Raw genomic sequence first — 12447 nt, 5'->3', positions numbered from 1 at the left:
GGTGAGTCAGGAGCCCGCCGGAGGCTCCCCCCTCGGGCCTGAAGCCCTGCCCTCCCCGAGGGCGGGCCGCAGCCAAGCCCGCCCGCAGGGCGCCCGCTCTCCGCTCCCTGCCGGAAGGCGCCTCCTAAAGCGAAACGGCGCGCCCCGTTTCCGGGGCGCGCCGCGCGCAGTCGAACCGGGGGCCGCTTCAGACCCGGAGGCTCAGACCTTTTCCTGCGTGTACTGGCGCAGCTCGCGGCGGGCGACCTGGCGGCGGTGCACCGCGTCGGGCCCGTCGGCCTGGCGCAGGGTGCGCACGTGGGTCCACATGTGGGCCAGCGGGAAGTCCTGGCTCAGCCCGCCCGCGCCATGCATCTGCATCGCCTCGTCGATCACCTCCAGCGCCATCCGCGGCGCCGCGGTCTTGATCATCGAGATCCACGGCCCCGCCTGACGCGGGTCGCCCTGGTCCATCATCCACGCCGCCTTCAGGCACAGCAGACGCGTCTGCTCGATCTTGATCCGGCACTCGGCGATGATGTCGTGGTTCGAGCCCAGCTGGTGGAGCGGCTTGCCGAACGCCTCGCGGTCCAGCGAGCGGCGGATCATCAGCTCCAGCGCCCGTTCGGCCTGGCCGATGGCGCGCATGCAGTGGTGGATGCGGCCCGGCCCGAGGCGGCCCTGGGAGATCTCGAACCCCCGACCCTCGCCCAGCAGCAGGTTCTCGGCCGGCACGCGCACGTTCTCGAACTTCAGGTGCAGGTGGCCGTGGGGCGCGTCGGGGTTCCCGAACACCTGCATGGCGCGCAGCTTGGTGATCCCCGGCGTCTTCGGGTCCACCAGGATCTGGGAGTGCTGCTGGTGCTTGGGACGGTCCTCGGAGGGCGTGTAGACCATCACGATATACAGTTCGCAGCGCGGATCGCCGGCGCCCGAGATCCACCACTTCTCGCCGTTGAGCACATAGTCGTCGCCGTCGCGCACGCAGCTCAGACGGATGTTGGTGGCGTCCGAAGAGGCGGTCTGCGGCTCGGTCATCACGTAGGCCGAGCGGATCTTGCCCTCCAGCAGCTTGCCCAGCCACTTGTCCTTGTGGGACTGCGAGCTGTAGCGCTCGAGCACTTCCATGTTGCCGGTGTCGGGCGCCGAGCAGTTGAAGGTCTCGGCCCCGAGCGGCGCCTTGCCCATCTCCTCGGCGAGGTAGGCGTATTCGACGGTCGAGAGGCCGTAGCCCCGCTCCGAATCCGTCAGCCAGAAGTTCCACAGGCCGCGGTCTTTCGCCTTGGCCTTCAGCCCGTCGATGATCTCCAGCATCTCGGGGGTGTAGGTCCAGGGGTCCGGCGCCTTGGCGTGGGCCTCCTCGAAGGCGGTCGAGGCGGGGATGATCTCATCCTTCACCATCGTGGCCACCGCCTCGTGCAGGGGCTTGAGCCGCTCGGTCATGCCCAGCGACATGGTCTCGAGCTCGGGTTTGATGAACTCGGGTCTGGCGTTCATGGGGGTCCTCCCTTTGGCGTCGCCCGCTCTCGTCGGCGGGCCCGTTCAGCGGGCCTTCAGCCCACCCAGGGCGAAGGCGACGATTTCATCGATGATCCGGTCCAGGTGCGCCTCGGTCTCGCCCTCTCGCGGACGATACCAGTAGACGGCGCCGTTCAGGGCCGGCAGCAGGGTGCGCACCGTCACCGCCGCGTCGCAGCGGCGGAAGGCGCCGGTCTCCATTCCCTCCTCCAGCACGCGCAGGAACAGGCGTTCGTGGGCGCTGCGCAGGTGGATCAGGTCGGCCATCGCGGCGCGCTGCTCGGGCGCCGCGCTCTCGCGCAGGAACATCTCGACGCCCTGCACCGCGCAGCGATGCCAGGGCCGGTCCCGCAGGATCGAGCCGACATGCTCGCGCATCATCCGCTCCATCCTCGCGGCCGGATCGCCGCCCCCGGCCTCGGCCCGCTCGACCGCCTCGTGGATCATCTCGAGGCTGCGCCGGACCACGTCGGCGAAGAGGTCCAGCTTCGAGCGGTAGTAGTGGTAGACCCGCCCCTTGGTCGCCCCCATGCCGCGCGCCACGTCGTCGATCGAGGTCGCGGCGAACCCCCGCTCCATGAAGGCGACGGCGGCCGCGGCGAGCACTTCCTCCAGCGCCTGCGCGCGGGCCGCCTCGGCCGCCGCGGCGGGATCGAGGGGAACGCCCTGCAAGGGGTCGTCCATCGCGGCTGCGACGACTTTCCCGATCCCCTCGTCGGACGGATCGGAGGGGGCCGCGCCGGGCCGGGACTGCGGGGTTGCGCTCATCATCGGCAGCCTACATACTGCCGAGTATGTCGTCAACGCCGGCGATCGAGACCCGCTCCGGCGCCCCGATCGGGGGACGGCCGGAGCCGGGCGCGAGACCCGGCCCAGAGAATGCATGGGGAGGACGCGTTGAGCTATCTCGACGACCTGTTCGGCGTGCGCGGCAAGACCGCGCTGGTCACCGGCGGCGCCACCGGCATCGGGCGAATGATCGCCGAGGGCCTGGCCCAGGGCGGCGCCCGGGTGCTGATCGCCTCGCGCAAGGGCCCCGATTGCGAGGCCGCCGCGGCCGAGATCAACGCCATGATCAAGCAGACCGGCGGCGCCGGCTCGGCCGAGGGCTTCTCGGGCGACGTCGGCTCGGAAGGCGGCTGCGAGCTGCTGGCCCGGGAGGTGGGCAAGCGCACCGACCGCCTGCACATCCTGTTCAACAACGCCGGCGTCGCCTGGGCCGCGAAAGGGATCGAGGATTTCCCCTACGCCGCCTGGGACAAGGTGTTCCGCGTGAACGTCGCGGGCGCCTACGAGATCACTCGCCAGCTGCTGCCGCTGCTCGAAAAGGCGGCCAGCGACGCGGACCCCGCGCGCGTGATCAGCCTGGGCTCGGTGATGGGCCACTGGCCGATCGGGGACGGGAGCTATTCCTATTCCGCCTCCAAGGCCGCCGTGCATCACATGACCAAGATCCTGGCCAAGGAATGCGCCCCGCGCCGGGTGACCTTCAACGCCTTCGCGCCCGGCCCCTTCCCCTCGCGCATGACCGCCTTCGCGACGGACAGCCAGGAGAAGCAGGACGCGGTGGGCGAGGACATTCCGCTGGGCCGCGTGGGCCATTCGCAGGACGTCGCGGGGGCCGCGCTGTATCTGTGTTCGCGCGCCGGCGCCTATGTGACGGGCTGCATCCTGCCGCTGGACGGCGGCATCGGCGTGATGACGGGCGGAGACCTGTGGGAAAAGGGGAGAGACTGAGATGCTGACCGAAAACGGGGTCGAGGACTACGACCCGCTCGCCCGCGACGTGCCGACCTGGTCGGTCGCCGACTTCAAGGCCAAGGTCGGCCAGGAGATCGGCGTGAGCGAGTGGTTCGAGATCACCCAGCCGGCCGTCGACGCCTTTGCGGTGGCCACCGACGACCGCAACTTCATCCACGTCAACCCGCCCCGCGCGAAGGAGCACGGCCTGCCCGGGACCATCGCGCACGGGTTCTTCACCCTGTCGCTGCTGGCCGGCTTCGCCTACCAGCTCTCGCCCAAGGTGAAGGGCGCGGTGATGGGCTTCAACTACGGGCTCGACCGGGTGCGCTTCATCAACCAGGTGGCCGTCGGCTCGAAGGTGCGCGGGCGCTACACGCTCGCCGACGCGCAGGAGAAGGACGGCGCCCTGGTCACCGCCTATGACGTGGTGGTCGAGATCGAGGGCCAGGAGGTCGCCGGCGGCGGCAAGCCCGCGCTGGTGGCCACCTCGCGCGGGTACGCCAAGCTCGGAGACGACGCATGAGCCGGGACGCCAACGCCTCCGCCCAGCTCGACGAGGCGGCGCTGGGCGCCTACCTCGAAAAGCATGTCGAGGGCTTCAAGGGGCTGACCGAGGCCAAGAAGTTCTCGGGCGGCCAGTCCAACCCCACCTACCTGCTGACCGCGAACTCGGGGCGCTACGTGATGCGCGCCAAGCCGCCGGGGGAGCTGTTGAAATCGGCCCACCAGGTGGACCGCGAGTATCGGGTGATGAAGGCGCTCGGCCCCACCGACGTGCCGGTCCCCAAGATGTTCCACCTGGCCCCCGATGGCGACGAAAGCCCGATCGGGCGGATGTTCTACGTGATGGAGTATCTCGACGGCCGCGTCCTGTGGGACCCGCGCCTGACCGAGCTCGACCCCGAGCAGCGCTTCCAGACCTACGACGCGCTGAACGCCGCGCTCGCGGCCCTGCACGACGTCGACGTCGCCTCGGTGGGGCTGGAGAGCTTCGGTCGCCCCGGCAGCTACTACGAGCGTCAGTTCGGCCGCTGGTCGAAGAACTACCGCGCCTCGGAGACCGAGCATCACCCGGACATGGAAGCCCTGATCAAGTGGCTGGAAGAGAACATGCCCGCCGATGACGGCACGGTCTGCCTCGTGCACGGCGACTACCGGCTCGACAACGCCATGTTCCACCCCACCGAGCCGAAGCTGCTGGCGGTGCTGGACTGGGAGCTGTCGACGCTCGGCCACCCGTTCGCGGATCTCGGCTACCAGTGCGCCTACTGGCGGCTGCCCTATTCCGAGCGCGTGCGCGGCATCGGCAACCTCGAGCGCAGCCGCGCCACCGGCCTGCCGGTCGAGCAGGAATACGTCGAGGCCTACTGCAAGCGCCGCGGCCTGACCGGGATCCCGAACTGGGAATTCTACGTGGCCTTCTCGCTGTTCCGCTACGCGGCGATCATCCAGGGCGTCTACAAGCGCGGCCTCGACGGCAACGCCTCGGACCCCGAGACGGCGATGAAGTCGGGCAAGAACGTCCCCATCGTGGCCCGCGTCGCGGTCGAGGGGCTCGAGAAAGCCGGGATCTCGCTGTGAGCGGCGCGCGTCCGGGGCGGTTCGAGGGTCTGACGGTGCTGATCACCGGGGCCACGGGCGGCTTCGGCGCGGTCTCGGCGAAGATGTTTGCAGCGGAGGGGGCCCGGCTGGTCCTCTCCGATCACCCCTCGACCCCGCTCGACGAGGTCGCCGCGGGGATCGAGGGCGAGGTGGCGACGCTCGCCGGCGACGTCACCGAGGACGACCTGCACGCGCGTCTGGTGGCGCTGGCCAGGGACCGCTTCGGGGGGCTCGACGTTGCGGTGAACAACGCCGGCCTCTCCCACCCCCGCGCCCGCCTGGAGGAGGTCGAGGAGGCCCGCGCCCGCCTCGTCTTCGAGGTGGACCTGTGGGCCGTGTGGAAGGCGATGGCCGCCCAGATCCCGGCGATGGACACCCGCCAGGGCGGGCGCGGCGGCGCGATCGTGAACATCGCCTCGCTGGCCGGCATCGCGGGGGCGCCGATGATCTCGGTCTATTCCGCCGCCAAGCACGGCGTGATCGGCCTGACCAAGTCGGCCGCCGCCGAGAACGCCCGCCGCGGCATCCGCGTCAACGCCATCTGCCCGGCCTTCGCCAAGACCCCCATCGTGATGCAGGGCGCGGTCAGGGCGATGATGGACAAGGGGTCGACGCAGGAGGAGGCCGAGGCCTACGTCTCCCGCGGCGTCCCCATGCGCCGGCTGGGCACGCCCGAGGAGGTCTGCCAGGCGATCCTCTGGGCCGCGGACCCGGCCAACGGCTTCATGACCGGCCAGGCCATCGCCATCGACGGCGGCGTCACCTCGGTCTGAGGGCGCCACGCCCCGCCGTCGGGCCGGGAGCCGCGCGTCGTCTGTCGCGCCCGTGGCCGTCGTCCCGCCCGCGCGGCGCGGCGGAGGGCCGCGGTCGTTGCGGGCCGCTGGACAGGCGTGGCGCGCGCAGCGTAGCGCGGAAGGGCAAGGAGCCCGCCGCATGACCCAGCCCGCCTCGCCGCCAGAGTCCTCCGACATCGTCGTGGTGGGGGGCGGCGTGATCGGCGCCGCCATCGCCTGCTGGCTGAAGGCGTTCCTCGGCTTCCCCGGCTCGGTGACGGTGATCGAGCGCGATCCCTCCTACGCCCACGCCTCGACCGCGCTGTCGGCGGCGGGGCTGCGCCAGCAGTTCTCGACCCCCGTCTCCATCGCCCTGTCGCGCTTTGGCGCCGAGGTGCTGCGCGCCGCGCCAACGCTGTTCGCGGTCGACGGCGAGCCGGGGCCCGACCTGACCTTCCGCGAGGACGGCTACCTGATGCTGGCCGCCGCCCCCTCGCAGGAGGCGGCGCTGCGCGCGAACCACGCGGTGCAGGCCGCGGCCGGGGCGGAGGTGGAGCTGCTGGGGCCGGCGGAGATCGCCGCCCGCTGGCCGCACCTGCGCACGGACGACCTGGCGCTGGGGGCCTTTGGCGCCCGCGGCGAGGGCTGGTTCGACAACATGGGCTTCCTGACCGCCCTCTCGCGCCGGGCGCGGGCGGCCGGGGCGCGGTTTCTCACCGACGAGGCGGTGGACTTCGAGATGGCCGCCGGCCGGGTCGCGGCCGTGCGGCTCGCCTCCGGCGGGCGGATCGCCTGCGGGGCGGCGGCGCTGGCCGCGGGGCCCCGCTCGGGCGCGGCGGCCGCCTGGGCGGGGATCGCGCTGCCGGTGGGGCCGCGCAAGCGCACTCTGTTCGTCTTCGACTGCGCCGCGCCCCCCGCGCCCGAGACCCGCCCGCCCCTGATGATCGACCCCTCGGGCGTGTTCTGCCGGCCCGAGGGCCGCTATTTCCTCGCCGGCGCCCCGCCGCCCGAGGATCCCGAGGTCGCGCTCGACGACTTCGCCCCCCGCCACGCGGAGTTCGAGGAGATCGTCTGGCCGGCGCTGGCCGCGCGCTCGGAGGCGTTCGAGGCGATCCGGCTGCAGCGCTTCTGGGCCGGCCACTACGAGTGGAACGCCTTCGACCGCAACGGCGTGGTCGGCCCGCACCCCGCGGTGGCGAACCTTGTCTTCGCCACCGGCTTTTCGGGCCACGGGCTGCAGCACGCGGCCGGCGTCGGCCGCGGCGTGGCCGAGTGGCTGCTGCACGGCGCCTACCGAAGCCTCGACCTCTCGCCCCTGGGCTGGGCCAGGCTGCTCGAGAACCGGCCGCTGATCGAAACCGAGATCATCTGAGCGCGGCCCCGCCCGCGGGGCGCGTCCCGGGCTTGACCCGGGACCTCAAGCGTCGCGCGGGCGGCAGAGGCCCCGGGTCAAGCCCGGGGCCTCTGCCGGTTCGCGCCCTCAGGCCCGGTCTGCCTGCAGGACGGTGGCGTAGTTGGCCACCGCGGCGCCGCCCATGTTGAACAGCAGCCCGTGCTCGGCCCCCTCGGCCTGCATGCCGCCCGCCTGGCCGGTCAGCTGCCGGAACCCCAGCGCGTGCATCGAGACGCCGGTGGCCCCCACGGGATGCCCCTTGGCCTTCAGCCCGCCCGAGAGATTGACCGGCGTCTTGCCGCCCTTCAGGACCGTGCCCTCGGCCAGCGCCTGCCCGCCGCGGCCGGCGGGGGCGAGGCCCATCGCCTCGTAGGCCAGCAGCTCGGCGATGGTGAAACAGTCGTGGACCTCGGCGAAGTCGACGTCGGCGACGGAGATCGCGGCGGCGGCGTAGGCCTGGGCGATGACCCGGGCCGGACCCTCGAAGGCCACGAAATCGCGGCGCGACATCGGCAGGAAATCGCTGACATGCTCGGCGGCGGCGATCTTCACGCGCCGCTTCGCCCCGCCGGCGACGTCGGCCGCCTGCAGCACCACCGCCGCGGCCCCATCGGTGACCAGCGAGCAGTCGGTCAGCCGCAGCGGGGGCGCGATCAGCGGGTTCTTGTCGCCGACCTCGTTGCAGGCCTCAAAGCTCATCGGGCGCTGCATCTGGGCCAGCGGGTTGTCCATCGCGTTGGCATGGTTCTTCGAGGCGATGCGCGCCATGTCCGCCAGCGGGTCGCCATGACGCTCGGCATAGGCGCGCGCAGCGAGGCCGAAGACCTGCGGGAAGCTCAGCGCCGCCTCGGCCGCATCGTTCTGATAGCCCGCGCCGGCCAGCGCCTCGGTCACGTCGGGGGTGGCGCGGTGGGTCATCTTCTCGACGCCGACCACGAGGACGGTGCGCGCCTTGCCCGCCAGGATCGCGTTGATCCCGGCGTGGATCGCGGCCGCGCCCGAGGCGCAAGCGTTCTCGCAGCGCGCGGCCGGTGTGAAGCGGAAGTCCGGGTGCGCCTGGTGGATCAGCGAGGCGGCGAAACCGTCCTTCACGAGGCCCGAGTTGAAGTGGCCGAGAAACACCGCGTCGATCTCGGCGGGGGCGGTCTGGGCCTCCTCCATCGCCTCGCGGGCGCTCTCGACGATCAGGTCCTCGAGACTGTCGGGCAGGCGGCCGAACTTGGTGTGGCCGGCGCCGGTGATGTGGATGTCCTGGCTCATGGGGGCTCCCGTCCCGTTGACCTGTCGTTGACGTGCATATGCACATCGCAAGCGGGTTGCTTCCATACGCAGGACTACGTAGGTCCCTTCGTAGTTGCGGCAGGCGGGAGGCGAGCAGATGGTCAGGCGCAGACGCCCGCCCGAGCCGCAGCCCGACCTGTTCGTCGAGGCCGGCCTGACGCCCGAGCCTGCGCCCCGCCCCGTCCCTGCCCCTCCCGACTTGACCGCGAGCGATGACGTCTCGCTCTCGGCGCTGGCCTTCGCCGAGGCGCCCGTCGCGCTGCTGGTCCTGGCCAACCGGCGGATCCTGCAGGCAAATCCGGCGGCCGCCGCGCTGTTCGGCTGGCCGCGTCACCTGATGCAGGGGCAGTCGGTGCGCATGCTCTACCCCTCGGCCTTCGAGTTCCGCACGGCCGGCGAGCGCTGGCTGCGCCTGATGCGCGACCGCCCCTCGCACGAGGACGAGCGGGTGATGCAGGTCCGCGGCGGCGCGATGTTCTGGGCCCGCGCCCGTGGCCGCACCCTGACCCCCGAGCGCCCGTTCGAGCTGATGGTCTGGACTTTCGAGCGTCTGCCGGGCCCCGAGGCGCCCTCGGATTCCAACCTCACCCCGCGCGAGCGGGAGATCGCGCTGCATGTCGTCGAGGGCCGCACCGCCAAGCAGATCGCCCGCCTGCTGGGCATCTCGCACCGCACGGTCGAGGTCCACCGCGCCGGGGTGATGCGCAAGCTGGGCGCGCGCAACGTGGCCGAGCTGGTCTCGCGCATCGTGGAGTCGCGCTAGGCGGCCCCGGGGGCGCGGCTCGGGGCTCGGTCAGGGCGCGGTGCGCGGTCAGGCGCAGGGGTTTGAGGACGCAGGAGAGGATCTCGGCCGAGACCGTCATCCCCGACCCGAGGACCCGCTTCTCGGCCGGGCCGCCGTCGATGGCGACAAGCTCGCGGGCCGCGAGCGCGAGGCCCACATGGAATACCCGGGCACGTCCCCGCGCAGGAAGCTGGAGGGGGCGATCCGCTCGCCCCCCGCCTCGATGTCGCCGAAACGAGTGAAGTCGTGGGCGCGATCGCCGTCAACGGCTCGCCGGCGGGGGCGTTTTCGCCAGGGGCCGGCGGTGGCAGACGCGGCGCCAACCGCCGCGCAGGCTCGCCCGCCACGCCCTCGTCCGTCTGCAGGCCGGTCGGCGCGGGCTGCTCGCGCGCCTGCGCGCGGGCGACGACGCGATCGCCCGAGGGCCCGGGCTGGGCCCGAACGGCACCGCGGGAACCGACCAGAAGTCTTCGAATCAGATCCAGCTCGTTTCCGCGCGCCAGCCGCGGCCAGTTGGGGGGAGAAGAGGCAAATGCCCGCCTGATCCGCCCGAGCCCGCGCGCAGCCTCAGCCGAGCTTCGAAGAGATCACGCCGGTGTTGACGCCGCCCATCCGCAGCTCGCCGAACAGGCGCTGATACTCCATCTTCGGGCACAGATTCTGGACCACCTCGACGCCCTTGGCGCGGGCGCGGGCGGCGGCAGGCTCGTTCACCACGCCGATCTGCAGCCAGATCACCTTCAGACCGCGGTCCAGCAGATGCTCGAGCGCCTCGTCCACCACCTCGCCGGCCTGGTCCGAGCGGCGGAACACGTCGACCATGTCGATCGGCCCCAGCTCGGCGGGGATGTCGGCCAGCGAGGCGCGCACCTCCTGCCCCCACAGCCGCTGCCCGGCGGCGACCGGATTGACCGGAATCACCTTGTAGCCCTTCAGCGTCAGGTAGCGCCCCACGTAGTTCGACGGCCGCACGGGGTTGGTCGACACCCCCACCATGGCCACCGTCCGCACGCTGCGCAGAATCCGGCGCAGCCCGTCCGGCGCGGGGTTGGAAGCGGGGTCGAAAGGCGCCTGAGTCTGGGTCATGCTCGCACCCTAAGCCGCGGAGACCGCGCAGGAAAGCGCGTCCGGCGGCCACGCCCCAAAAAAAGCGCCCGCACAAGGCGGGCGCTGAAGTCGGAACGAGGGACAGTGAGTGGATGATGGGGGCGAACCCGTCATCATCGCCTCATCAAGAGTATATGGAGCCGCGACGGGAGGTTGGAAACCCCCTCGCGAAAGTTTGCGGTATGTTTCAGGGGCGGAGTCGCCCGGCCGACACGCTCGCGCCCGCTCAGCCCCCCCCGCGCGGCCGGGTCGCCGCATACAGCGACACCGCCGCCGCGTTGGAGACGTTGAGCGAGGCGAAGTCGGCGGCCGAATCGATCCGCACCAGCGCGTCGCAGGTCTCCCGCGTCTTGGGACGCAGACCGGGTCCCTCGGCCCCCAGCGCCAGGGCTACGGGACCGGGGCGGGCGTCGAGCGCCTGGTCGAGCGTCGTCTCCCCCTCGCCGTCCAAGCCCAGCAGGGAATACCCCATCTCGCGCAGCGTCGCCATGGCCGAGGACAGGTTCTTGACCCTGAGGTAGGGCTGCCGCTCCAGCGCGCCCGAGGCGGTCTTGGCCAGCGCCCCGGTCTCGGGGGCGGCATGGCGGGCGGGGGCGACGACGGCGCGGGCGCCGAAGACCTCGGCCGAGCGCAGCACCGCGCCGACGTTGTGGGGGTCGGTCACGCGGTCGAGCAGCACCACCACGTCGCGCTCGCCGCGCGGGGCGCAGACCTCCTCGAGCCCGCCCCAGTCCAGCGGCAGCACCTCCATCGCGGCGCCCTGATGGACCGATTGCGGGTCGAGGGGGGCGTGGAAGCGGCGCGGGTCGGCGGATTCGGGGGTCAGGCCGGCGGCCTCGATCACGTCCTCGCCGAGGCGAACGGCGGCGTTGGGGGTCAGGATCAGCCGGGTCTTGCGCCGCGCGGGGTTGGCCAGCGCGTCGCGCACCGCATGCAGCCCGAACAGCCAGAGCGCGCCGTCGCCGCCGGGCCCCTGGCGCCAGGGCGCCGGCCGCGGCGCGCCAGGCGCGCCGCGCGGCCCCTTGGCGCCGCCGGCCCGGCCTCCGCCGCCACCCTTGCCGGAGCGCGGCGCGGGGCGGGGGCCGCCGCTCGCGCGATCGCCGGTCCGCTCGCCCGTCCTGGCCCTGGGCTTCCTGTCGTCTCCGTCCTCGGCCATGACGTGGCTCCTTCGCGCGGGAAATGGCGCGGGGACCGCTTGACCTCCCGCACGGAGCGCCTTACACCCCGCGGCGCGCCCTGTGGAGGGGTGGCAGAGCGGTCAAATGCAACGGACTGTAAATCCGTCGGGGAAACCCTACGCTGGTTCGAATCCAGCCCCCTCCACCACGCAGCCCTTCTCAAAACCACTGATCCTGCCTCGTCTCGGAAGTCGTCGACATTTCCGCGGGTTAGCGGTGTGTCGCGCCGACAGAACCTCACGAGAGCACCGAAATCGGAGCGAAAACGCCCCTGGAAGGGGCGTTTGCTCTGCGGCCGAGTTTCAGGTGAGGTCTCGAGGCGAGGGTCGCGCCGCGCTGCCGGTCAGATCCGGCGAGGCTCGAAGCCCAGGATGCAGCGCTGCTCGGTCCAGTCGAGCGGCAGATCCGGCAACCGGCGCAGCGCCCCGGCGGTCAGCCCCTCCGGCTGCCCCCCGTTCAGGATTGCCTCCGCGATGTCCGGCGCCAGGAAGGCCAGCGGCAGGATGCGGCTGACCGATCCCTTCCGCCCGCCTTCCCGCCGTTCGATCTCGCCGACCGAGGCGGTCGCGCCCGACAGCAGTTCGTCCGCCCATCGCCGCGCATCGGCGACCATCGCGATGAGCTCCGCATCCGGCCTCCGCTCGCGCCGATCGAGCCCGATCACGATGGGCTTGGCCCGACCGGTCTGGCGGGCCTGCAGCGGAGCCTCGATGCGAATCGATCCGCCGGGCGCGTCAGCATCGCGATCGGCGGAGAGGGTTGCGGGCCTGACCATGATCGCCAGCGCGTCGCGACCCAGCTCGATCCGCTCGATCAGGTCGATCAGCGGCGCGATGCGGCCATCCGCGTCGGAGGCGAGGATGGCCGCACGATTCAGCGCATCTGTGATCGCTGCAGGCGACATGCCGACCCGATGCAGGTCCGCGGCGAGACGATCCGCGTCGCCGAGATGGGCCCTGAGGGTGCGCGCGACGAAGCCCTCCAGCTCGCCGGCCGGCATCCGCATCGCCGGCGCACCCTCATCGGGTCGGGAGGCGTAGTACCAGTAGCGCTTGCGCACGACGCCCTGCCCTGCCTTCACCGACCGCG

At 72.0% G+C, this 12447-nt stretch carries 11 protein-coding genes, 1 tRNA gene and 1 pseudogene; 7 read left to right on the top strand and 6 right to left on the bottom strand.

Annotation, left to right across the window (positions count from 1 at the left end; genetic code table 11):
• Window positions 1–201: 201 nt before the first annotated feature.
• A complete protein-coding gene (locus AAC134_RS22325; protein ID WP_339951742.1) occupies window positions 202–1434 on the bottom strand; it encodes an acyl-CoA dehydrogenase family protein in 1233 nt (410 codons plus the stop codon).
• An 87-nt stretch (window positions 1435–1521) separates the two neighbouring features.
• The gene (locus AAC134_RS22320) at window positions 1522–2265 is read right to left on the bottom strand and encodes a TetR/AcrR family transcriptional regulator (RefSeq protein ID WP_339951740.1); all 744 of its coding nucleotides are present in this window, start codon (window positions 2263–2265) and stop codon (window positions 1522–1524) included.
• A 129-nt stretch (window positions 2266–2394) separates the two neighbouring features.
• Here AAC134_RS22320 and AAC134_RS22315 point away from each other — a divergent pair, with 129 nt between their 5' ends.
• The 5 genes from AAC134_RS22315 to AAC134_RS22295 all read left to right on the top strand — a co-directional run bounded on the left by AAC134_RS22315 (window position 2395) and on the right by AAC134_RS22295 (window position 6987).
• Window positions 2395–3234 (top strand): SDR family oxidoreductase, encoded by an 840-nt coding sequence (locus AAC134_RS22315; protein WP_339951738.1) that lies wholly within the window; start codon window positions 2395–2397, stop codon window positions 3232–3234.
• Window position 3235: 1 nt separating this feature from the next.
• Window positions 3236–3763: a MaoC family dehydratase gene (locus AAC134_RS22310; RefSeq protein ID WP_339951736.1), complete on the top strand. Its 528-nt coding sequence runs from the start codon at window positions 3236–3238 to the stop codon at window positions 3761–3763.
• A complete protein-coding gene (locus AAC134_RS22305; RefSeq protein ID WP_339951734.1) occupies window positions 3760–4821 on the top strand; it encodes a phosphotransferase in 1062 nt (353 codons plus the stop codon). Before AAC134_RS22310 ends, AAC134_RS22305 begins: the two co-directional genes overlap by 4 nt.
• Complete coding sequence (locus AAC134_RS22300) at window positions 4818–5615, top strand: SDR family oxidoreductase (RefSeq protein WP_339951732.1); 798 nt, start codon at window positions 4818–4820, stop codon at window positions 5613–5615. The genes AAC134_RS22305 and AAC134_RS22300 overlap by 4 nt, the downstream gene beginning before the upstream one ends.
• A 160-nt stretch (window positions 5616–5775) precedes the next feature.
• Window positions 5776–6987 carry an FAD-binding oxidoreductase gene (locus AAC134_RS22295; protein WP_339951730.1) on the top strand — a complete coding sequence of 404 codons (1212 nt, stop codon included), beginning with the start codon at window positions 5776–5778 and terminating at the stop codon, window positions 6985–6987.
• Between the two features lie 108 nt (window positions 6988–7095).
• On the opposite strand, the gene AAC134_RS22290 is transcribed toward AAC134_RS22295, so the two are convergent.
• Entirely contained in the window at window positions 7096–8268 is a 1173-nt protein-coding gene (locus AAC134_RS22290; protein ID WP_339951728.1) for a thiolase domain-containing protein, read from the bottom strand.
• Between the two features lie 118 nt (window positions 8269–8386).
• Here AAC134_RS22290 and AAC134_RS22285 point away from each other — a divergent pair, with 118 nt between their 5' ends.
• Window positions 8387–9052: a LuxR C-terminal-related transcriptional regulator gene (locus tag AAC134_RS22285; RefSeq protein WP_339951726.1), complete on the top strand. Its 666-nt coding sequence runs from the start codon at window positions 8387–8389 to the stop codon at window positions 9050–9052.
• Window positions 9053–9640: 588 nt separating this feature from the next.
• Here the strand turns inward: AAC134_RS22285 and AAC134_RS22280 are convergent.
• Window positions 9641–10159 (bottom strand): CoA-binding protein, encoded by a 519-nt coding sequence (locus AAC134_RS22280; protein ID WP_339951724.1) that lies wholly within the window; start codon window positions 10157–10159, stop codon window positions 9641–9643.
• Between the two features lie 247 nt (window positions 10160–10406).
• Window positions 10407–11336: an RNA methyltransferase gene (locus AAC134_RS22275; RefSeq protein ID WP_339951722.1), complete on the bottom strand. Its 930-nt coding sequence runs from the start codon at window positions 11334–11336 to the stop codon at window positions 10407–10409.
• A gap of 84 nt (window positions 11337–11420) precedes the next feature.
• On the opposite strand from AAC134_RS22275, the gene AAC134_RS22270 reads away from it, so the two are divergent.
• Window positions 11421–11506, top strand: a tRNA-Tyr gene (locus AAC134_RS22270).
• 195 nt (window positions 11507–11701) lie between these two features.
• On the opposite strand, the pseudogene AAC134_RS22265 reads toward AAC134_RS22270, so the two are convergent.
• Window positions 11702–12447, bottom strand: a pseudogene (locus AAC134_RS22265) (hypothetical protein); the annotation flags it as partial.

The organism is uncultured Albimonas sp., assembly GCF_963977235.1.
Lineage (GTDB): Bacteria > Pseudomonadota > Alphaproteobacteria > Rhodobacterales > Rhodobacteraceae > Albimonas.
This window is presented reverse-complemented; position numbering and strand designations above follow the sequence as displayed.

Bases quoted from the DNA above. Each gene is read 5' to 3' on its own strand.
- AAC134_RS22305 (WP_339951734.1), top strand. From the start codon at position 3,760: ATGAGCCGGGACGCCAACGCCTCCGCCCAGCTCGACGAGGCGGCGCTG.
- AAC134_RS22280 (WP_339951724.1), bottom strand. From the start codon at position 10,159: ATGACCCAGACTCAGGCGCCTTTCGACCCCGCTTCCAACCCCGCGCCG.
- AAC134_RS22295 (WP_339951730.1), top strand. From the start codon at position 5,776: ATGACCCAGCCCGCCTCGCCGCCAGAGTCCTCCGACATCGTCGTGGTG.
- AAC134_RS22290 (WP_339951728.1), bottom strand. From the start codon at position 8,268: ATGAGCCAGGACATCCACATCACCGGCGCCGGCCACACCAAGTTCGGC.
- AAC134_RS22285 (WP_339951726.1), top strand. From the start codon at position 8,387: ATGGTCAGGCGCAGACGCCCGCCCGAGCCGCAGCCCGACCTGTTCGTC.
- AAC134_RS22310 (WP_339951736.1), top strand. From the start codon at position 3,236: ATGCTGACCGAAAACGGGGTCGAGGACTACGACCCGCTCGCCCGCGAC.
- AAC134_RS22275 (WP_339951722.1), bottom strand. From the start codon at position 11,336: ATGGCCGAGGACGGAGACGACAGGAAGCCCAGGGCCAGGACGGGCGAG.
- AAC134_RS22325 (WP_339951742.1), bottom strand. From the start codon at position 1,434: ATGTCGCTGGGCATGACCGAGCGGCTCAAGCCCCTGCACGAGGCGGTG.
- AAC134_RS22320 (WP_339951740.1), bottom strand. From the start codon at position 2,265: ATGAGCGCAACCCCGCAGTCCCGGCCCGGCGCGGCCCCCTCCGATCCG.